At 64.0% G+C, this 19,680-nt stretch carries 15 protein-coding genes and 1 pseudogene; 8 read left to right on the forward strand and 8 right to left on the reverse strand.

Annotation, left to right across the window (positions count from 1 at the left end; genetic code table 11):
* Positions 1-4 precede the first annotated feature (4 nt).
* Together JVH1_RS41705 and JVH1_RS41710 are read right to left on the reverse strand one after the other, a co-directional pair.
* The gene (locus JVH1_RS41705) at positions 5-1,540 is read right to left on the reverse strand and encodes a class I adenylate-forming enzyme family protein (RefSeq protein ID WP_009476162.1); all 1,536 of its coding nucleotides are present in this window, start codon (positions 1,538-1,540) and stop codon (positions 5-7) included.
* Between the two features lie 411 nt (positions 1,541-1,951).
* Positions 1,952-2,776, reverse strand: coding sequence for an SDR family NAD(P)-dependent oxidoreductase (locus JVH1_RS41710; protein ID WP_009476161.1), 825 nt, complete (start codon positions 2,774-2,776; stop codon positions 1,952-1,954).
* 209 nt (positions 2,777-2,985) lie between these two features.
* Between JVH1_RS41710 and JVH1_RS41715 the strand changes: the two genes are divergently transcribed.
* Entirely contained in the window at positions 2,986-4,104 is a 1,119-nt protein-coding gene (locus JVH1_RS41715) for a CdaR family transcriptional regulator (protein ID WP_009476160.1), read from the forward strand.
* 249 nt (positions 4,105-4,353) lie between these two features.
* Here JVH1_RS41715 and JVH1_RS41720 read toward each other — a convergent pair whose 3' ends face one another.
* The gene (locus tag JVH1_RS41720) at positions 4,354-4,611 is read right to left on the reverse strand and encodes an SDR family oxidoreductase (protein ID WP_083849781.1); all 258 of its coding nucleotides are present in this window, start codon (positions 4,609-4,611) and stop codon (positions 4,354-4,356) included.
* Between the two features lie 10 nt (positions 4,612-4,621).
* The gene (locus JVH1_RS41725) at positions 4,622-4,948 is read right to left on the reverse strand and encodes an SDR family NAD(P)-dependent oxidoreductase (RefSeq protein WP_009476158.1); all 327 of its coding nucleotides are present in this window, start codon (positions 4,946-4,948) and stop codon (positions 4,622-4,624) included.
* Positions 4,949-5,179: 231 nt separating this feature from the next.
* Here JVH1_RS41725 and JVH1_RS41730 point away from each other — a divergent pair, with 231 nt between their 5' ends.
* From JVH1_RS41730 to JVH1_RS41740, 3 genes are all read left to right on the forward strand, one after another.
* Complete coding sequence (locus tag JVH1_RS41730; RefSeq protein ID WP_009476157.1) at positions 5,180-6,178, forward strand: LysR family transcriptional regulator; 999 nt, start codon at positions 5,180-5,182, stop codon at positions 6,176-6,178.
* Positions 6,179-6,411: 233 nt separating this feature from the next.
* Positions 6,412-6,672 (forward strand): hypothetical protein, encoded by a 261-nt coding sequence (locus tag JVH1_RS41735; RefSeq protein WP_157174014.1) that lies wholly within the window; start codon positions 6,412-6,414, stop codon positions 6,670-6,672.
* A 37-nt stretch (positions 6,673-6,709) separates the two neighbouring features.
* Complete coding sequence (locus tag JVH1_RS41740; RefSeq protein WP_083849780.1) at positions 6,710-8,503, forward strand: sigma-54-dependent Fis family transcriptional regulator; 1,794 nt, start codon at positions 6,710-6,712, stop codon at positions 8,501-8,503.
* Between the two features lie 81 nt (positions 8,504-8,584).
* On the opposite strand, the gene JVH1_RS41745 is transcribed toward JVH1_RS41740, so the two are convergent.
* The 4 genes from JVH1_RS41745 to JVH1_RS41760 all read right to left on the reverse strand — a co-directional run bounded on the left by JVH1_RS41745 (position 8,585) and on the right by JVH1_RS41760 (position 13,998).
* The gene (locus JVH1_RS41745; protein ID WP_009476153.1) at positions 8,585-9,370 is read right to left on the reverse strand and encodes a pyridoxamine 5'-phosphate oxidase family protein; all 786 of its coding nucleotides are present in this window, start codon (positions 9,368-9,370) and stop codon (positions 8,585-8,587) included.
* A 92-nt stretch (positions 9,371-9,462) separates the two neighbouring features.
* On the reverse strand, positions 9,463-9,906 hold the full coding sequence (locus tag JVH1_RS41750) for a VOC family protein (RefSeq protein ID WP_009476152.1): 444 nt from the start codon (positions 9,904-9,906) through the stop codon (positions 9,463-9,465).
* A 1,274-nt stretch (positions 9,907-11,180) separates the two neighbouring features.
* Positions 11,181-12,581, reverse strand: a complete 1,401-nt coding sequence (locus JVH1_RS41755) for an acyl-CoA dehydrogenase family protein (protein WP_237735196.1) — start codon at positions 12,579-12,581, stop codon at positions 11,181-11,183.
* A complete protein-coding gene (locus JVH1_RS41760) occupies positions 12,550-13,998 on the reverse strand; it encodes an aldehyde dehydrogenase family protein (protein WP_009476148.1) in 1,449 nt (482 codons plus the stop codon). The genes JVH1_RS41755 and JVH1_RS41760 overlap by 32 nt, the downstream gene beginning before the upstream one ends.
* A gap of 298 nt (positions 13,999-14,296) precedes the next feature.
* Here JVH1_RS41760 and JVH1_RS41765 point away from each other — a divergent pair, with 298 nt between their 5' ends.
* The 4 genes and pseudogenes from JVH1_RS41765 to dmpG all read left to right on the forward strand — a co-directional run bounded on the left by JVH1_RS41765 (position 14,297) and on the right by dmpG (position 19,400).
* The gene (locus tag JVH1_RS41765; RefSeq protein WP_009476146.1) at positions 14,297-16,624 is read left to right on the forward strand and encodes a LuxR C-terminal-related transcriptional regulator; all 2,328 of its coding nucleotides are present in this window, start codon (positions 14,297-14,299) and stop codon (positions 16,622-16,624) included.
* A 144-nt stretch (positions 16,625-16,768) separates the two neighbouring features.
* A complete protein-coding gene (locus tag JVH1_RS41770; protein ID WP_157174013.1) occupies positions 16,769-17,482 on the forward strand; it encodes an IS6 family transposase in 714 nt (237 codons plus the stop codon).
* 92 nt (positions 17,483-17,574) lie between these two features.
* Positions 17,575-18,375 (forward strand): annotated as a pseudogene (locus tag JVH1_RS41775) (acetaldehyde dehydrogenase (acetylating)); the annotation flags it as partial.
* Positions 18,372-19,400, forward strand: a complete 1,029-nt coding sequence (gene dmpG, locus JVH1_RS41780; protein WP_009476143.1) for a 4-hydroxy-2-oxovalerate aldolase — start codon at positions 18,372-18,374, stop codon at positions 19,398-19,400. The pseudogene JVH1_RS41775 and the gene dmpG, both read left to right, overlap by 4 nt.
* The last annotated feature ends 280 nt before the right edge of the window (positions 19,401-19,680 follow it).

The following is a 19,680-nucleotide window of genomic DNA, read 5'->3' on the forward strand; positions in this document are numbered from 1 at the left end:
TTCTTCACTGGTCGGCGGGCAGTCGGAAGCGGCGTATCTTGCCGACACTGGTGCGGGGGAGTTCGTCGATCAGATTCCATTGCCGGGGCCGCGCGGCGGGCGAGAGATTGCGTGATGCCCACTCGGTCAGGTCATCGGCATGCGGCGGATTATGGGGGTCGCGGGCGACGACGTAGGCAACGGGGACGACATCCCGCATCGGGTCGGGTTGAGCGACCACGGCGACCTCGAGAACACCCGGTGCTTGCGCGACCGCCGCTTCGACCTCGGTCAGGCTGACGTTCTCCCCGGACACCTTGATGACGTCGTCGACGCGGCCGACGAACCGCAGCACCCCGTCGACGGCGGACACGAGGTCACCAGTGGCGAACCATGTGCCTTCCTCGGTCTGCCGGAATGCCTTGGCTGTGGTCTGTTCGTCGTCGAGGTAACCTGCGAACAGGTCGACACCGGGAGTCCCCAGCACCCGCAATTCGCCCGGTACACCCGATGCGGCGGTCCCACTTCCGTCGTGGTCGCAGACGAGGGCACGTCGGCCCGGCAGCGGTGTGCCGATCACGTCGTGCCGAAGCGGGTCGCTGGTGTCCGCGCAGACGATCGCGACCGTTTCGGTCATCCCGTACAACTGGCGCGGTCGCGTTCCGACTAGCTGAGCGAATTGCTCGTAGTGTTCGGCGCCCAAACTTTGTGCGAACCAGACATGTTCGAGGTTAAGCGGTTGTTCGTCGGGTGCGCAACGCGCGAGGATCATGCGGATCGGTGCGGCGAACAGGCTGGCATGGGTGACGCCGAGCTCGCGGGCATGCGAGACCCAGCCCGAGGCGCTGAAGGCGGCGCTGAGTGCGACGCTCGCGCCGACAGCGATTGCGGGGGCGAAGCAGTAGTACTGGGCGTTGGCGTGAAAGAGCGGCAGGGTGACGTGCCAGCGGTGCCGAGACTGTAGGCGTGTCACCTCGGCCATGGTCTCGGCGACATGCGCGTAGTTCGCCTGGGTCAGGACGACGCCTTTGGGCTCCGACGTAGTGCCGGAGGTGAACATCACCGCTAGCCGGTCGAATTGCGTTACCGGGGCCGGTTTCTCGACAGGGATACCCGCGGCGAGAGGACCTTCGACTGCGATGTCGGAAGCGTCTTCTGCGAGCTCGATCACGACCGGAGCGGACTCGGCCGCCCCTTCCTTGTACGCGGCGGCTCGATCGGCGGCGCACACCCCGAGGACCGGGCGCACTCGACGGATCTGGCTGGCCAGATCTCGGGCCGTAGATGCCGGGTCGACCGGGACCAGCCAGGCGCCCAGGCGGGCCGCGGCGAGCCACAAAGCGATGAAGGCCGGACAGTTCCGCAGCGCCACATGGACCGGTGATCCGGGACCGACTCCCGCCTCCCGCAGGGTGCCGGCGGTGCGCGCGACCACCGTGTCGAATTCCCCGTAGGTCCACTCGCTGACCAAACCCGACTCGGATCGGAAGACGAGGAACGAATTGTCGGTGTGTTCGTGCACGGTCGAGTTCCAGATGCTCTGGAATGTCTCAGTTGTCATGGGTGAGCATCTCCTTTGTTTGCGGAGTCGTGTCGGGTGTCGTCGGTCATAAGGCGAGGTCTGCGGCTCGCTTCTGGCTGCGGTGACCGGTTCGAGAATCGGCACGGCGGACGCCGTAACGGGGGTGGCTTTCGGCAGGGCGGCCGCCTCACCGTGCGACGGCGATCAGTGCGAGAGGCCGCTGCCGATCGAGGTGATCCGTCATTCGGGCAAGGCGCGGAGGGTCGTCGCGATGCAGGGGCCTGGACGACCGGAGCCGAACTGCGCGAGAGGTGCAGCTGGAGCCGTGCCTCCGCCGGACGCCGGGAACAGGTGCCGAGGTACGCGGCTCGAGGTGAGACGAGCATCGACTTGTCCGGCAGCCGTCGTCCTCGCCCGCCACCCCGCGGTCGCGTTCGCGGGGGACCGACCTCAGGGAACGGTCGCGCCGCGGTCGGTGACTGATACTTCGATTGTCGAGGAGTGCGACGCTGCTCCGGCGTCCACGGGGATGACTGTGCCCGTCACCCATTTCGCAGCTGGGCTGGCGAGGTAGAGAACTGCCTCGGCCACGTCCCATGCGGTGCCTTCCGTGCCGAGCACGTTGAGGGAAGCGCGGAGAGCGCGAACCTCGTCGTCGATTCCCGGCTTCGTTGACACCATTGGTGTGTAGACGAGCCCTGGCGCAACGGCGTTGACGCGGATGCCCTGGCGGCCGTGCTGGCTGGCCATGGCCTGAGTCATGCTCACCACCGCACCTTTGGTGGTGGCATACCCGATCGCGGCATGTCCGCCGCGCAGGCCGGCCAGGGATGACATGTTGATGATCGAGCCGCCGCCCGCCCTTTCCATGGACGGGATCACGAATCGTGAGATCACGACCATGGAGGTCAGATTGACCTCGAGGCAGCGGGTCCAGTCGTCGAGATCGACGTCGACCACCGTGCCGGGCGGTCCTGCGATGCCCACGTTGTTGAACAAGATCTCGATTGCACCCCATCGCCGTTCGATCTCACTGACGACTTCGCTGACGCGAACGGGGTCGGTGACGTCGCATTGGAATGCTGCGCATGTGCCGCCTCGTTCCTCGATCATTTGGCGGGTGCGCTCACCGGAGTCGTTCACGTCCAACAGCGCAACCCGTGCGCCTTCGTCTGCCAGGCGGATTGCCGCTGCACGGCCGTTGCCGATGCCGTCCCCGACAGCGCCGGCGCCGGTCACGATTGCGTTTTTTCCGCTGAGAAGTTCCCTAGTCATGCGTATTTTCTCCATCAAGCAATATGGTTGGGATCGAAGAGCGGCGCTCGTGTGGCGCCCATCACTGCCATCCAGAATCGCACCTGGGTGGGCGATCGTCTACGTCCCTCGACCCAACCTTGCGTTGACCTCGTTGGATATTCTTACAACGACGGCCATGCGATGAGGATTAGCATGGTCCGGTGAGCCCACTCCCTGACGATCCGATTGTGTCAGTCACCAACTGTCTGGATCGGGAATGGGCCGCGCTCGGCAGCCGCGCAGCCGACGCGATCTTCACGGAACTGCCCAGCTACGCCGGCGCCGGAGTCAACCGGGATGACGTCCAAGAGTCCGTGGGCCGAAATATCCGTCGGGCCATTACCACGCTGCGCTCCCGGCAGGCGCCCAGCGCCTGGATACGTGACGAGGCAGCCGTGACCACAGGGGAGCGCGCTCAGGAAGGAGTGCCGATCGAGGACATCATCCGCGGTTACCGACTCTCGTTGCGGGTCATCCACGACCGATTCCTCGAACTGGCAGCCGAGGCTGGGATGCCGGCCGACGAGATCTTGGAATCATCGAACCTTCTGTGGGAAGTCGGGGACTGGTTCACCGCCATCGCGGCGGTGGAGTATCGACACCATGCCGTTCGCGACGCAGTCAGAGAGACGATGCGACGTGCCGAACTGCTGCGCGAACTTCTCGGTGGGTCCCTGAGCAACCCGCGAATCCATTCCGCTGCGACGGCATTGAACATCGATCCGGTCGGGCGATATTCGGTGTTCTGCCTGCTACCGCACGGCACTGCGGAAGGGGACACCGTACGGGCGGCGTTGGAACATCTCACGGATCCTCCGCCGGTGATGGCCGAGTTCGAGGGCCGTTGGGTAGGACTGACCGTCGACCCACCCAATATGCGCCCCCCCAGGCATGTCGTGGCCGTCGGCCCACGTGTCGAGCTCGCCGATCTCCCTGAGTCGGCACGAATCGCCGATCTGATTCTGAGAATCGCCCAGAACCAGCCGCCAGGCACCTACAGCCTTGACGACGCAAGTTGGCGTATCGCCACCTTGGCCGAACCCGCCGTGACAGGCCTTCTGCGCACGAAGTATGTGCAGCCTGCTCTCGATCTCGGTGAGTTCGGTGAGCTGCTGCTAGACAGCGTGAAGGCTCTGCTGCAAGAGGACCTCAATATCGTGCGCGCGGCGCAGAAATTGGTCGTGCATCCCAACACCCTTCGCTACCGTCTCGGCAAATACGAGGAACTGGTCGGAGTTTCTCTCACCAGCACCTCCACGATCGTGGAAGCTGCGTGGGTGCTCGGTCTTCCTTTGGCAAGCACGTAAACTGACAAGCACGTGAACCGGTTCGGGAGAAACGGGCGCAATCGCTGTCGGCTGCCAAGTTCATGTGGACGGCCAACGAGGAGGACTCTCTCTGGCGCTGTCGACATACGGTTTGGTTTGCGGCACAAAGAAATCGGCGCCGCGCCGCTTGTCTTGGTCGGCGCGGTCGCCAACGGCCGCACCCTCGAATGCCGGCTTTTGCCCGGACGGGCTGCCGGCGGCCGCCGCGTTAGCCGCTGCAGCCGCTGGTCAGGCGAGGACGCTTCCGCCGACGACGTGCAGGCAGGTGCCGGTGGTGTAGTCGGCGTCGGGGGTGAGCAGGTACGACGCTGCGCCGGCAACTTCGCTCGGTTTGCCGAATCGGGGGATCGGCAGCGACTCGACGCCATAGTCGGCGCCGGCGGCCATCGGTGAGGCAATCGGACCGGGAGCGACGACGTTGCATGTGATGCCCCAGGACCCGACCTGGCACGCATGTGTGGGAAAACCGCTGCCTGGCAGGCGAATGCGGTCGCGGTCAGGTGTCGAGGCCTTGGTGCCAGGTCTGCGGACTCAGTGTTTCGAACGATTCGCGGCCGCAGGTGCCAGCGCAGTTGACAAGAATGTCCAGGCGGCCCTGCTCGCGGGCGATGGAGCGGATTCCTGCCTGCAGCGATTCCACGTCACGGACGTCGATCTGCAGGGCGCCCACGGCCTTGATCTCTTCCGCCGTTTGGTGGACGTGGGCGGCGAGATCGAGCAGTATCACGTCGTTTCCGTCGGCGATCAGCCGTTCGGCGATGGCTCGACGATGCCTTGAGCCGACCCGGTGACGATTGCGAATACGTGACTCGGGGTTAGTCACGGGTTAGTCATGCTGATGTCCTTCGTGTGTTGTGCGGGGCCCTGGGCCCTGGGCCCTGGGAGGAACGGGAAGCGCGGGTGCGGGCCATCGACGCGGGGACTACCGCTCGCACGACCGGGAGTTTGGTGATGGACGAGGACGGCGTCCCACTCTTTCGGGTCCGTGACTGGTTTCGGATCCGCGTACGAGCGGGCATACGATCGAGTCTGATTAGCCACCGCGGTTCAGGCAATGGCCGAACTCGAACAGCAAATCTGCAAAAAGGTGAAGATGGCACCATCGTGGCCGAGTGCCGATGACTTGCTGGTCCTGCTGGAGGTGGCCCGTAGCGGCCGATTCAACCGAGCGGCTGAGACACTCGGGATCAATCACGTCACCATCTCGCGGCGGATCAGTGCTCTCGAACGCACCATGGGCGGCAAGTTGCTCACCCGGTCGAACGGGGGGTGGGAACTGACCCCGCTCGGCCAGCGCGCCCTGACCGCCGCGGAGAGGCTGGAGGGCGTCCTGCAGGAGCTCGAGTCGAGCCCGGAAACCGAACCCGTCATCGAGGACGTCGTCCGGCTGTCCGCCACCGATGCATTCAGCACGTTCATCGCCGCACCCGCCGCGGCACGCCTCCACCAGCGTCACCCCGGCATCAGCGTGGAGATCGTCTCCACGACCCGGAGAGCAGGGCAGCACCGGTCCGGTCTGGAGATCGAGATTGTCATCGGCGAGCCGCAGGTGGTCCGAGCCGAGGCGTTCCGGCTCGGCGGCTACATGCTCGGCCTGTTCGTCTCGACCGACTACCTGCGCCGGCACTACCCCCCGACCACCGTCGACGACCTCACCCAGCACCGGCTCGTCTACTTCATATCCTCGATGCTGCAAGTCGACGACCTCGACGTCGGTCGACGCTATCTGCCTGACATGCGCGACTCGGTTACCTCCACCAACGTCTTCGCGCACGTCGAGGCCACGAGGGCCGGCGCGGGGCTCGGGTTGCTTCCGACCTTCATGGCAGCGCGCCACGACGATCTCATCAGGATCCTTCCCGACGAGATTGCGGTCCAGATGGACTACTGGCTGGTTGCTCGATCCGACACTCTCCGCAGACCGGCCGTGGCGGCCGTAGTCCGCGAACTCAGAACCACGATGCGCCAGATGGAAGGTGTACTACTCGGGTCCGATGGTCCACCACCATCGAGTGGTGAACCATGGGCGGGGATGCACGCTCAGCCGAGATGACCTCGCGCGGGCTCCTCCGGGAGGGTCGGTCCAGAGTCTGAACAGATCGGCTGGCTGGCTGACGGGAACGATGGGTAGTCGGTTCGCAGGCGATTGGATTCCCGAGTTGAGCGAGGGCCACAGACAGTCGTTCCGTCGGTTTGGTTGGGCAGGACGGGGGAAGCAGGCGTGCGGTCGGGACAGGCCGATGCGCTGTGGTCGAAGGGTGCCCGTCGATCAAGTGGACGATTCCGTTGTCGGTCACGGAAGACGATCAGGTCGGTTTGAGCCAGACCGGTCTCGTCGTGAAGGCGGTCGGCCAGAGCTCGGAACATCATTTGTCTCTGCTGCTGGATCCGGACGAGTTTGTGTTCGGTGACGAGCTGGTAGCGGCCCCGTTCCGGGGCGGCGAACACTTCCTGCCCGAATGTACGAACCTCGCACACTTAGCGGCGCGTGGGTCGCCGACCATGGATTCATCCGGACACTCGGAGATGCGGTTGACCTTCGCGTAGTCAACCTCCCCGCAGTCGGTCATGAGGGAGATATGGCATGAGTTTTGTAGAAGCCGTCCCGCAATCTCTCGGCGGACACGCAAAGGGTCCGGATGCCGAGGCCGTACCCCTCGACGACCAACAGATGCCACCCGGTGATCCATATCACAATTCGGTAGAATCCAGGTCAATGGCTCAAACCCCCGATTCGGCCGATGGCGATGCCACCGTAGGCCCCCAGCTCCTTCGACCCACGATCGCGATGTCGTGGCGCCGATCCCAACATTTCGGTCTGGAACCGGCCAACCATATCGTCGGGCCTGCCAAGTTGGAGTTCGATTCTTCCAGCAGACTGCTCCAGGCGGCTACACCGGTTCTCGACAGCGTTCGCGAGTCACTGAGCGGTGTTCGGGCGGGCGGGTTGCTTGCTGATTCCAGCGGCACCATCGTCGGCCGATTCTTCGGAGATGCAGACCTCGCTGCCAGCACCGACCGGTTCGGAGGATGCCTGGGAATGCCGTTCGACGAGTCCCGCACGGGGACCAACGCGATCGCGACATGCGTTGAGACACGCGAACCCGTGACCGTCGTCGGTGAGGAGCACTTTCTGGAATGCCTCAAGAGCTTCGACTGCTACGGACTTCCGATTATCAACCCGGTGACTCGACGTCTCGAAGGCGTCATCGACCTGATGGTCGATACCGGATTTGAGCATCGGCAGCGTCGAGCACTCGAAGTTGTACTTGACCGGATGGTGCGTGAGATCTCCATGCGATTTCTCGCCGACTACGACCCTGACGTCCAACAGTCCCTGATCGCCTTCCATGCTCTGGTGCGGCGAACCGACGATCCGGTGGTCCTGTTCGGACGCGACTTCGTCTTGCACAATCGCCGCGCGCTCGACGAATTGTCGACGTCCGACCTGTCAGAACTCGAGCAGCACGCGATGGCCGGCGGACACTCCACCGAGGCGCGTTTAACTCTCGAGTCGGGCCGTGAAGTGGCCGTCCAGGTGGCCAGCCCGAGTCATGGCCAAGCAGCATTGCTCCGTGTCCGCAGCAACGTACGCGAGCGCCCACCGGTGCCACGTACGCTCGGCCGAACCAGATCGGTATCGGATCGAATCGACGAACGCCTCGACGCCCTCGCCGCCCGGCGTACCCCAGTGCTCGTGATCGGCGAGCGCGGCACCGGACGTTCACGGGCCGCGCACCGCATTGCTGGTGAAAGCGCGGTCGTGATCTCTGCGGCCGATTTCGAGCACGAGCCCATGACAGACTCGACAACTGCTCTTGTGATCGAAGAGGCTGACTGCCTGAGTTCCCGTGCCGTCGCGGAGGTGGCCGAGACGATTCGCACCGCCAGCAGACGCATAGTGATGACCACGGTGCGCGACGCCGGCCACAAAGACATCGACTATCTCGGTGGCTTGTGCACAGAATGGGTCGAGTTACCGCCGCTTCGGGAGAGGCTGGAGGACGTAGCGCAAATCGCCAACGCTATTTTGCGTGAGCTCCATGCGGGTAGGGCGCCCCAGGTACGCCTCTCCACTCCGGTCATCGATCTGTTGCGCCGCCATCGCTGGCCGGGAAATCTGGCCGAACTAGCCGCAGTGCTGGCCGAGGTCAGCAGACGACGGAGCGCAGGCGACATCTCCATCACTGATCTCCCCACTCGATATCAGCGCCTGAGTGCGGTGCGATCGAAACTGACGCCCTTCGAACAGGCCGAGTGGGAACTGATCGAGAGAACGCTCGTCGCCTGCGACGGCAACAAAGTACATACAGCCAAACGCCTCGGTATAAGCCGGTCCAAGCTGTATGCCCGGCTGCGGTACTTCCAGATCACCTGAGCTAGGAGACACGGCCGCAACGAGCCGGAGCGCGCCGACACCGGCGACCGCGATCGCCGATGTCGGTGATCATCTCGGTAATCAGTCGCGGTCGATCCGCGGGGGTGAATCGCTGGTCGTCGGGAGGGGTGCATTGGCGTCAGCATTTGCCGACACGGTGCCGGCGGGGTGTATGTATTCGTCGAGTTCGAAGTGCACGATGCGTTTGTCGTTCCATTCCACCCACGCGCGGCCGGTGAGCTGCAGTGTCTCTCCGCGTTCCCAGTCGACGAACAGCAGTCCTGCTGCTGGGTCGAGTTCGAGGTTGCCCAGTGTCATGAACATCGAGTTACCCGGATAGTCCTCGAACTGCAGCGTGCGCGGGCCGGTCACACTGACGAACCCGGGGTTGCCGCCTCGGTGGGACGCATCCGCACCGTAACCCATGACGTATGTGGCGATGAAGAAGGTGTCCGCCTCGGTGATCCACTCACAGTGCCGTTGTGACAGTGCGGTGTTACGTCCGAGTTCCTGTCGCGGTACGGGAGGAGAGGTATAGGGACGGGCCTGGATGTGCTTGGGGCAGTTGGAGTAGACCTGCTCGGCGCTCACCGTCAGTATCTCGTCGGCCCTCACGGCTATGCCGTTCACCCGCATTCTGCGCCGCGTCTGTGGCTCGATGGCCAGCAGACCAACGTCCCGGTTCTGTTCGAACAGCCCGTGAAGGGGGTCCCCGGGGTGGGGTAAGACGCTGAGGTCGATCGTTCGATCGTCGCGGGGTGCGGCGAAGCCGATCGGGCCGGCCAGCATCCCGGCCCAGACCCGCCCGTCATCGTCGGCGGCGCCGATGACGAGCGCGTGCTGGTTCCGGAGAAACTCTGCGGCCACGTCGGGGATCCGCGAACCAACTCGTGAGCTCCCGTGATCGGCCAGCCGCAGTCCCGTCCGGTGCTGGACTGCGACCTCTCCTGGATGCCTGATCAGAAGAACCCACAGCTCGGGGCCCCGGCGGTGGGGGCGCGAAGGTCGGCAGCGCCTTCGGGAGCGAAGATCTCCAGCCGGATGCCGTCGGGGTCCTCGAAGAAAATTCCACCCGACGGGGTGCCCTCTGCGTGTGGCACGACGCCGTCGTAGTGGAGAACGGCTCCGACCTCTTTGATCACCGCTTCTGCCGCGCGGACGGCGTCGAGATCTGCCACCTGGAAAGAAAGGTGGTGAAGTCCCGGACCGGCGACGTCGAAGCGGCCGCTACTCTGCTGCCAGAGTGTCAGCACGATCGCTTCGTCCTGGGCCAGGAAGGCTGACCGACGATCGCCGTCGTGCGACTCGGCCACCACTGTAAAGCCGAAGATGCGGGTGTAGAACTCTGTGGACTTGTTCAGGTCGGTGACGTTGAGCCCGACATGATCGGTTTGGAAGGACATGACTCTCCTTTGATTGATCGCATGGTCGAGTTGCCCCAACAGGGGATGCAGATGCGCTAGGGCGGATGGTCTCGTGATGCGCGCGAAAATTCCTCTGACACTGCGTGTCGAGACAAGTGGCTCGACTGCTCGGGTGTGGCCGCGTATGGACCGTGCAGTCGTTGTTCTGGTCCGCAACACCGAACGAGGCGCTATGCCAGATGAGGCTGGTCTCCGATTCGCGTATCGCAGCCTGAGATCGCGGGCCGTCCCACACTGAAACCTGGTGTGTCGTGGGGTAAGTGTTTCGACGGTCATGTCTTGAACAACGAGTCACGAGGATGACTCGGTCGCTCGTATGACATGCTCTAGCGGGGGATCTCGATCAAGCGCTGTAATAGCGGACAGACCATAGATGTGCTCGGGGGATGTGACGCCCTGCCGAAGTCGCGCCAACTGGAACCTACGAGCAGCGTCGAGCCGGCGGTTGTAATCACTGATGTCGATTGCGAAGGCGGCTGCAACATTTTCCGGAGCGGGTCCCCCGAGTGGTTCCCAGAGAAGGGCAAAGTCGAGAATGTCATTGTCGCTATGGCTGTGCCACATTTCTTTCCCGCCTAAGTTGCGTTTACTCTGAATCTTGCTCAGGTTCTTGGGATCTGTCGGACTGCCACTCACCTGGGTCGTCCACGTAACCGGACGCCGAGCGACTACGAAGCGGGTGAGGAACCGTTCGTTCGCCGGTGGTGCGGATACGCGCTCGCTAAACTGTGTATCTCTTCTCGGGCACAATTCGATTCAGGAATGATCTGCCACAAACGCTCAATGAACCGGCGCGTCGTCATTCCGAAGTGCACGAGGATCTCCTCCTCGGTAGCGCCCCCGTATGGTGCCCACGTGCTGGCAAACTCGATGAGGCGCTCCGCCTCGGTGTCAGGATGTTTGGGTGTGCGGTTCACTTCGATCCAAGCGGCGCGCCGCCTCTGGCGCCATTGGCGATACTCGCGAGAGTTCATGTTACTTAACACATCTTTTGCGGAGGCCTTCGGGATTATTGGTTTGCCCGCGGCAGCGAGGTGTATATGGGGGGTGCCAGTCGTTTCCTCGCTGACTGACATAGCCGTCCAACGTCGCACTGGCCGGGGAACGAGGTTTGTGTTGCACTGTGGGCGGGTGAGCGCTGGGCATGGATGGCCCGGCGCTCACCCGCCGTCACGGATACGGGTCGGTCTCGACGCCTGCACTGTTTGAAGTGCTACTGATTCAGCCCCGAGATCCGTTCCCGTTGAGGCGTTCTAGACGAGCTGGACGGCGTCCTTCTCTGTGCTGTAAACGGACGCCTTTCCATCTCGCAGCGCGAGCGGATCGTATCCCTCTTGCTTCATCAACTCGTGCAGCTGCCGCCGGCGAACACCCATGTTTCCGCCGTCGTAGATGGGGAAGCACAGTGCATCTGCCATGATTTCCGAGAGTGCATTGTCGGTTCCGCCGTAGGACTCGACGCCGACCAGACGCATTGCGTCATAGACTGCCTGCACGCACAGCTCGGAGTTGTAGACCTTGGCGATGTTGGCTATCTCCCTATCGGCGCCACCAGTCTTGTCGTAGTGGTCCGCGGCCTTCAAGGCGAGGTAGCGTCCCGCTTCGATCTTCATCTTCAGGTCGGCGAGCATGTAGCCGGCGTTCTGATACTCGATGATCGGCGTGGGCCCACCGCGATGCTGAGTTTTCGCGAACTCGTAGGCCACGTCGAATGCTGCACGCATACGACCGACACACGCGATGGCGATCGGTGCGGAGGTCCAGGTGAAGGAGGACTGCGCAATCTTCACACCGTCTCCCGGACTGCCCAGGATATTGCCCGCCGGGACCCGGACGTCGGTGAAGTTGACCATCGGCGACGGGGTCGCGACGTGCCCCAACGTGTCAATCATTCCGACGACCTCGATGCCCGGTGTCGACCCGGGTACAACGATCATGGCCGCGGCCTCGGAGATCGGACTGAGCGGATCGGTCGTACAGAGGACAGTGAAGAGATCGGGATGAGCTCCGTCCCAACCGGTTCCGTTGGTCGTGTACTGCTTGTGCCCATTGATCACCCACTCATCGCCCTCGAGACGGGCAGTGGTCCGAACCCCGGTGCCGACGACATTGGAGTCGAAGTTCGCCGATCCGCCCACCTCGGAGAATGCGATGCCGGCGAGCCTGGGTGTGCCGTCGGTGAACTGCGGTAGGAACTCTGTCTTTTGTTCGTCGCTGCCGAAGTTGATGATGGCGTCGAGTCCAAGGCCCGTTGAGAGGATGGCGCTCGGGACGTTGATGTCCACGCGAGCCAGTTCTTCGGCGGAGAGACAGAACTCGAGTGACGTAAATGCGGTTCCTCCGTATTCCTTGGGGATCAATGCGGTGATGAAACCTGCGTCGGCCATCTGCTCATAGAACGGCTTGATCGCGTTGAATCGCGACTCCGGATCGTGGTACGGGCGCATCGCGCCGGCGACCTGGGTCAGTACAGTATCCGCGAACTCGGCAGCGTCTGCCTGGATCTGCTTTTGTTCCTCACTGAGACTGAAATCGAGTGTCATGGTTTTCCCATCGTGTGGCCAGGGGTGTTTGTCGGGATCGTTTGTCAGCGGCTTGAACGGAGCGAGACTGTGTCGGGTACTACTGTCGAGCGATGTGAATAACGTGGGCATCGGTGTATTCCTCGATGCCCTCGCGGCCGAACTCGACCCCCAGTCCGGACTGTTTGCGCCCGCCGAATGGCACGTCGGGGGCCAGCGCAAAGTGGGTGTTGACCCACACAGTGCCGCTTTCGAGCCGGTCTGCGATCTGCTCTGCCGCGTCGAGATCCTCACCCCAGACCGAGTTGCCGAGCCCGTACGGGGTGTTGTTGGCCCGAGCGATCGCATCATCGAGATCGTCATAGCGCATCACCGAGCGGATCGGTCCGAAGGTTTCCGCGGACACCAACGGAGATGATTCATCCACATCGCGAACCACTGTCGGTCGAACGAAATAGCCACCGCCGTCGAGTACCTCGCCACCGGCGATCACTGTCCCCTGCGCGTGAGCGAGTTTGAGTGATTCTTTCACGGTTTCGAACTGACGGGCGTTCTGGATCGGTCCGAGATCGGTTTCGGGATTGAGACCGTGTCCCACGACCGCGTTGTTTGCTAGTTCCGCGAGTTCATTGCAGAAGCTGTCGTACAGCGACGAGTGAACGTAGATGCGCTTGATGCTGATGCAGACTTGGCCGGAGTTGGCGAAGGCCCAGGTGTAGATGCCGGCGGCGGACTTCTTCACGTCGGCATCGGGCATGACGATCGCTGAATCGTTGCCGCCGAGCTCGAGGACAATGCGCTTGAGGGTTTCCGCACCGCTGGCCATGACGCGTTTGCCGGCCGCCGTGGATCCGGTGAACGACACCTTCCCGACATCGGGGTGACTGGTGAGCATGGGTCCGACCTCGCCGGCGTCTCCCACGATGTTCACCACACCAGCGGGCACGAGACTACGCAATGCCTCGCCGACAAGCAGTGCGCTGAGGGGCGTCGTCGGAGACGGTTTGACGACCACGGTGTTGCCGGTGAGCAGTGCGGGAGCCAGCTTATACACGAACTGGAAGAACGGGAAGTTCCAGGGAAGAATCGCCGCGACCACGCCGATCGGCTTGCGCCGGACCTCGACATAGGCTTCGTCGTCGTCGCGGATGACCGTGCCATCCAACGACATGTCCGCGATATGACGTGCCCAGGTGATCGAGTACTCGACATCGGCGGTGGCGTCAGCCAGCGGCTTTCCATTCTCGAGGACAATCACCCGCGCGATCTCGTCGCGGCGTTCTTCGATGATGTCTGCGAGTCGCCGGATGACATCCGCACGGTCCGCAACAGACGCATCGCGCCAGGCAGGGAACGCAGCTTTCGCGGCTGCGACGGCGTTGTCGACTTGTTGCCGATCGGCCACAGGGGCGTGTGCGATGACCTGGCCCGTGGCCGGGTCGATCACGGGCTGGGAAGCAGCGCCGTCCACCAGCTTGCCGTTGAGCAATTGCTGGAACTTGTGTTGCAGTAGATCTCGCGAAGCTGCGAGCGTTGAGACGGCAGTCATACCAATTCCTCGTATCAGTCGATGCTTGTGACTGAACTCATAATGGAATACCTCCAAGCGGGTAAGTGTGTGACTTTCACACATTCGCGAAACGGTGAACGATGCCATCACCGACGAACGGATGGTCCCTGGTCTGCGCCCGCCGGCACCATCCCGACCGCTGCTACCGGGACAGCCAGGCACCCCCACGTTCGACCAGGTGAGCCGCGTCGCGAACGGCTTCACCACGCCGCTGTGAGGCCGCAATTTGCGGAGGTACCGTGGTCACAGGGGTACGTGAGATGAAAGTGACGGTTTCATGCCTTCCGGTGGCAAGGCGAACGTGGGAAACCTGCCTTACGAACTGACAAGCTTCGTCGGCCGTCGCCGTGAAATCACCGAAGGTCGTCGGCTGCTCTCCGTGTCGCGTCTCGTGACGTTGACTGGTGTCGGGGGAGTGGTAAAGACCAGGCTCGCATTGCGTGTCGCGGCCGACGCCAGCCGCGCGTTCGACGACGGTGTGTGGTTGGTCGGGTTGGGCGAACTGCACGACCCGGACACGGTCATCGACGCAGTGTCGTCAGCATTGAAACTGCGCGAGGGTCGGGGCGGACCACCCGAGACGCTGCTCGTCGAATACCTCGCAGTACGGAAGCTGCTGCTCGTCCTGGACAACTGCGAGCACCTGGTCGAACCGGTTGCCGCCCTCGCCGAAACCCTTCTCCGCAGCTGCCCGGAACTTCGGATACTTGCGACCAGCCGAGAACCACTCGGCATTGGAGGAGAAGCGACGCTCCGGGTGCCGCCCCTTACGATGCCGGATCTGCACTATCGATCGGCGGTCGGAAGTGGGCTCGGCCAGTACGAGGCGGTGAACCTCTTCGTCGAACGCGCGGCGACGGCGGTCCCGGACTTCGAGATCGCCGAGAACAACGAGGACGTCGTGGCGGCGATCTGCCGCCGACTAGACGGTCTGCCGCTCGCGATCGAACTGGCGGCGGTACGGATCAGGGTGATGTCGGTGGAGCAGATCCTGCAACGACTGACGGACCGCTATGGTCTGCTGACAACGGGTAGTCGTGGGGCGCCAGCACGGCAGCAGACTCTTCAGTGGTGCATCGACTGGAGCCACGAGTTGTGCTCCCCGGCCGAGCGGGAGTTGTGGGCACGGCTGACAGTGTTCTCGGGCGGCTTCGACCTGGACGCCGTCGAAGCCATCTGCGCCAACACCATGACGCCGGCCCAGGTCGTAGACGTGGTCGCGTCTCTGATCGACAAATCGATCCTGATCCGGGAAGGGGTCACGGGAGCGGTGCGGTACCGGCTGCTCGATACGCTGCGCGACTACGGTACGGACCGGTTGGAAGAGACCGGCGAGTTCGGATCGCTGTTGCGGTGGCACCGGGACTGGTACGAACACTTGGTGCTGCGGGCGGAGTCCGACTGGATCAGTTCGCGGCAGGCGGCCTGGGTCGTGCGTCTCGACGCCGAGCAGTCCAACATCCGTGCGGCTCTGCAGTTCTGCTTGACAGGCCCGAGTGATGCGGACACGGGAATTCGCATGGCGACGGCGCTGTACCCGTACTGGCGGGTGCGGGGCAGGCTGCGAGAAGGAATGCGGTGGCTCGCACAGCTCCTGGCGGTTCAGTGCGGTGAACCCGGTGTTGAGCGGATCAAGGCGTTATACGTGCTGAGTGTGCTGTCCGGGCTGCACGGCGACCCGGAGGCGTCGGCACTCTATGCGCAGCGTGGAGGCGCCCTGGCAGCGCAGCTCGGCGATCGTACCGGCACGGCACTCATGGCCGATGCCGCCGGTTGTCACGCTCTGGTCGCCCGGGATGCCTCGACCGCGTGTGAGCACTTCGAATCCTCGCTCGCGGTCTTTCGCAAGGAGGGCAACCTGCTGTACATGATCTGGTCGCTGCTCGGGCTCGCGCTGGCAAGTGACGCGGACGGACACCGGACGCGGAGCGAGGAGTGCTACCGGGAGATTCTTGCGCTCACCGAGTCGCGAGGCGAGTCCGTCTACCGGGGATGGTCGCTGTGGTGTGCGGGGGTGGGGGCCTGGCGGGGTCGCGAGCACTCCCATGCGAAAGATCTGGTCACGCAGGGGCTGCAGCTCGCTCGGCTGGTGGACGACCACACCAGCGCTGCGGGGTGTATGGAGGTTCTCTCGTGGATCGCTGTGGATGAGGGAGCTCCCCGGCGGGCCGCCAAAATGATGGGTGCTGCCGAGGCGCTCGCCCGGACGGTCGGGAGCCCGAGCAACATCTACCCGAACCTGCTCGTCCAGCACACCGGGATCGAGCAAAAGGCCCGCAGGGTGATCGGTAACCGGGCGTTCGAGACGGAGTTCCGGCGCGGCCTCACGGCGTGGTTCGACGATTTCGCAGCGTATGCCCTCGACGAGAAGGGTCGGCCCGATACCTCAGTTAAGCCGGGATTCACGAGTCTCACGCGGCGGGAACAGCAGGTAGCCGAGCTCGTCGCCGAAGGCCTCACCAACAGAGCGATCTCCGGCAAGCTCGTCATTTCGCAACGAACCGCCCAGGGCCACGTCGAACACATCCTCTCCAAACTGGGATTCACGTCCCGTACTCAGATCGCGGCATGGATCATCGAGCAGCGACAGGCCGAACAGTCCTGATTGCAAACCGCCCCGAAACGCAAACAGGTTTGCGCGGGGGACGAGGTGTAGTGAGATGTTGGCGGTCGAGGTCGGTGGTGCCGCCCCACACTCCATAGGGCATTGTCACGTTAACGGTAGTGGGGTCCGGCTGGCAGGATCGGCTTGGTGAACACCGCAGCGCCGTCGTACAAGCGTCACCGCTTCCCGGTCGACATCATCCAGCGCTGCGTGTGGTTGTACTTCCGCTTCAGCCTCAGCTTCCGCGATGTGGAGGAGATGATGTTCGAACGCGGTGTCGTGGTGTCCTATGAGACGATCCGGCGCTGGTGCGCGAAGTTCGGGCAGGACTGGGCGAGCCAGCTGCGGTGCCGCCGGGCACGACCGGGCGATAAGTGGCACCTCGACGAGGTCTTTATGAGGATCGATGGCGAACAACGCTACTTGTGGCGGGCGGTCGACCAGCACGGCAACGTGCTCGACGTGCTGGTGCAGTCCCGCCGCAATGCCAAGGCTGCCAAGCGATTCTTTCGTAAGCTGCTCAAGGGCGTGCGATACGTGCCGCGGGTGCTGGTCACCGACAAGCTGTCCAGTTACACCGTCGCGCATCGCGCCCTGCTCGGCTCCGTCGAGCATCGCCGATCCAAGTACCTGAACAATCGAGCCGAGAACTCGCATCAGCCGACCCGGCAGCGGGAGCGGGCGATGAAGCGCTTCAAATCGATGCGGCACGCGCAGCGATTTCTGTCGGCGTTCTCGTCGATCTCACCGCACTTCCGGCCACACCGACACCGATTGTCGGCGGGTGAGTACCGGCAGGTGATGGCCGCCCGGTTCACCATCTGGCGTGAGATCACCGACACCGCGGTCGCGGCCTGAACCACTTACAGCAACATCCGACTCGGACAATGCCGCACCCGAATCCGATGCCCTGCAGAATCTCTCAGTTAACGTGACAATGCCCCTCGGACGGCGTCCAGGGCCTGCTTCAGCTGCCGAACTTCGACGAGATCGACGTGATCTTCGACGCCACCTCCGCCAAGGCACACGCCGCCAACGCCGCCCTGCTCGAACCGCTCGGCAAACGGCTGATCGACCTCACCCCGGCCGCCCTCGGCCCCTTCGTGGTGCCGGCGGTCAACCTCGACGAACACCGGGACGCCACCAACGTCAACATGGTCACCTGCGGCGGTCAGGCCACCATCCCGATCGTCGCCGCCGTCTCCCGCGTGACACCGGTCGCCTACGCCGAAATCGTCGCCTCCATCGCGTCGAAGTCCGCGGGTCCGGGCACCCGCGCGAACATCGACGAGTTCACCGAAACAACCTCCCACGCAATCGAAACAGTCGGCGGCGCCCGCCGCGGAAAGGCCATCATCATCCTCAACCCGGCCGACCCGCCGCTGATCATGCGCGATACCGTCCTGTGCCTGATCTCCGCCCCCGACCCGGCCACCCACGACAAGGTGCGCGACTCGATCCAGACGATGGTCGACCATGTCGCGACCTACGTGCCCGGCTACCGACTCAAGCAACAGGTCCAGATCACCCCGGTCCCGGACGGCCAACCCGTCCACACCCTGCTCGCCTCCGGGGACACGGCCGCCCCCACCCACCAGGTGACGGTGTTCCTCGAAGTCGAAGGCGCCGCCCACTACCTGCCGGCCTACGCCGGAAACCTCGACATCATGACCTCGGCCGCAGTGCGCTACGCCGAGTCCGTCGCCGACACGATCGCCGCCCCGACGGCAACCCAGGGAGCCACCCGATGACCACCAGGCTGTTCATCCAAGACGTCACCCTCCGCGACGGCATGCACGCCGTCCGCCACCGCATCACCCCCGACGACGTCGGCAAGATCGTGGCCGCGCTCGACGCCGCCGGTGTCGACGGCATCGAGGTCGCCCACGGCGACGGACTCGCCGGCGGCTCGCTGAACTACGGCCCCGGCAGCAACACCGACTGGGAATGGATCGAAGCCGCCGCCGCCAACCTCACCCACGCCCGGCTGACCACCCTGCTACTGCCCGGCATCGGCACCATCGCCGAACTCGAACACGCCTACCAACTGGGCGTGCGGTCCGTCCGCGTGGCCACCCACTGCACCGAAGCCGACGTCGCCGCCCAGCACATCGGCAAAGCCCGTGAACTCGGCATGGACGTCTCCGGCTTCCTCATGATGAGCCACATGACCACCGCACCCGAGCTCGCCGCCCAGGCCAAGCTCATGGAGTCCTACGGCGCGCACTGCGTCTACGTCACCGACTCCGGTGGCCGGTTGACCATGGACGGCGTCCGCGACCGGGTCCGCGCCTACCGGGACGTGCTCGACGAGGCCACCGAGATCGGCATCCACGCCCACGAGAACCTGTCGCTGTCGGTCGCCAATTCCGTTGTCGCCGTCGAAGAGGGTGTCACCCGGGTCGACGCCTCCCTGGCCGGGCACGGCGCCGGCGCCGGCAACTGTCCGATCGAACCGTTCATCGCCGTCGCGGACCTGCAGGGCTGGAAGCACAACAGCGACCTGTTCGCCCTCCAGGACGCCGCCGACGACCTCGTCCGGCCGCTCCAGGACCGGCCCGTCCGCGTCGACCGGGAAACCCTCACCCTCGGCTACGCCGGCGTGTACTCGTCCTTCCTCCGGCACGCCGAAGCCGCCTCCCAGCGATACGGCATCGACGTCCGCACCATCCTCCTCGAGGTCGGACGCCGCGGCCTCGTCGGCGGACAGGAAGACCTCATCGTCGACATCACCCTCGACCTGCTCGCGACGAATCCGGAGGCCGCCGCGAGCTGAGTCCGGTTGCGGCGGCGGAGACTCGGCCCGCCGCAGCAAGGGGCTGATTACCTCACGACGGGGATCGTGTGGTCCTCGGCATACTCCCTCATGCCGGCTTCGGTCGAAACTTGGCGGCCGATACCGCTCTGCTTCACCCTTTCGAAAGGCGCACGCAGGCCGAGTGATTCGAATGTGTGCGAACTGAAGAAGGTACTGCCGGTTTTCGATCTGACACGATTGCAAGTCCGCGATCCATATCGGACGTCCGCCGTGGACGGGTCCCAGCCGTACTCGGATT

Origin of the sequence: Rhodococcus sp. JVH1 (assembly GCF_000280725.2) — a bacterium.
GTDB classification, from domain to species: Bacteria; Actinomycetota; Actinomycetes; order Mycobacteriales; family Mycobacteriaceae; genus Rhodococcus_F; species Rhodococcus_F jostii_A.

What these genes read in the sequence shown, in the direction of transcription:
- JVH1_RS41705 (WP_009476162.1), bottom strand. Translation starts at nt 1,540, where the DNA reads ATGACAACTGAGACATTCCAGAGCATCTGGAACTCGACCGTGCACGAA.
- JVH1_RS41710 (WP_009476161.1), bottom strand. Translation starts at nt 2,776, where the DNA reads ATGACTAGGGAACTTCTCAGCGGAAAAAACGCAATCGTGACCGGCGCC.
- JVH1_RS41730 (WP_009476157.1), top strand. Translation starts at nt 5,180, where the DNA reads ATGGCCGAACTCGAACAGCAAATCTGCAAAAAGGTGAAGATGGCACCA.
- JVH1_RS41740 (WP_083849780.1), top strand. Translation starts at nt 6,710, where the DNA reads ATGAGTTTTGTAGAAGCCGTCCCGCAATCTCTCGGCGGACACGCAAAG.
- JVH1_RS41750 (WP_009476152.1), bottom strand. Translation starts at nt 9,906, where the DNA reads ATGTCCTTCCAAACCGATCATGTCGGGCTCAACGTCACCGACCTGAAC.
- JVH1_RS41755 (WP_237735196.1), bottom strand. Translation starts at nt 12,581, where the DNA reads ATGCCCACGTTATTCACATCGCTCGACAGTAGTACCCGACACAGTCTC.
- JVH1_RS41760 (WP_009476148.1), bottom strand. Translation starts at nt 13,998, where the DNA reads ATGACTGCCGTCTCAACGCTCGCAGCTTCGCGAGATCTACTGCAACAC.
- JVH1_RS41765 (WP_009476146.1), top strand. Translation starts at nt 14,297, where the DNA reads ATGCCTTCCGGTGGCAAGGCGAACGTGGGAAACCTGCCTTACGAACTG.
- dmpG (WP_009476143.1), top strand. Translation starts at nt 18,372, where the DNA reads ATGACCACCAGGCTGTTCATCCAAGACGTCACCCTCCGCGACGGCATG.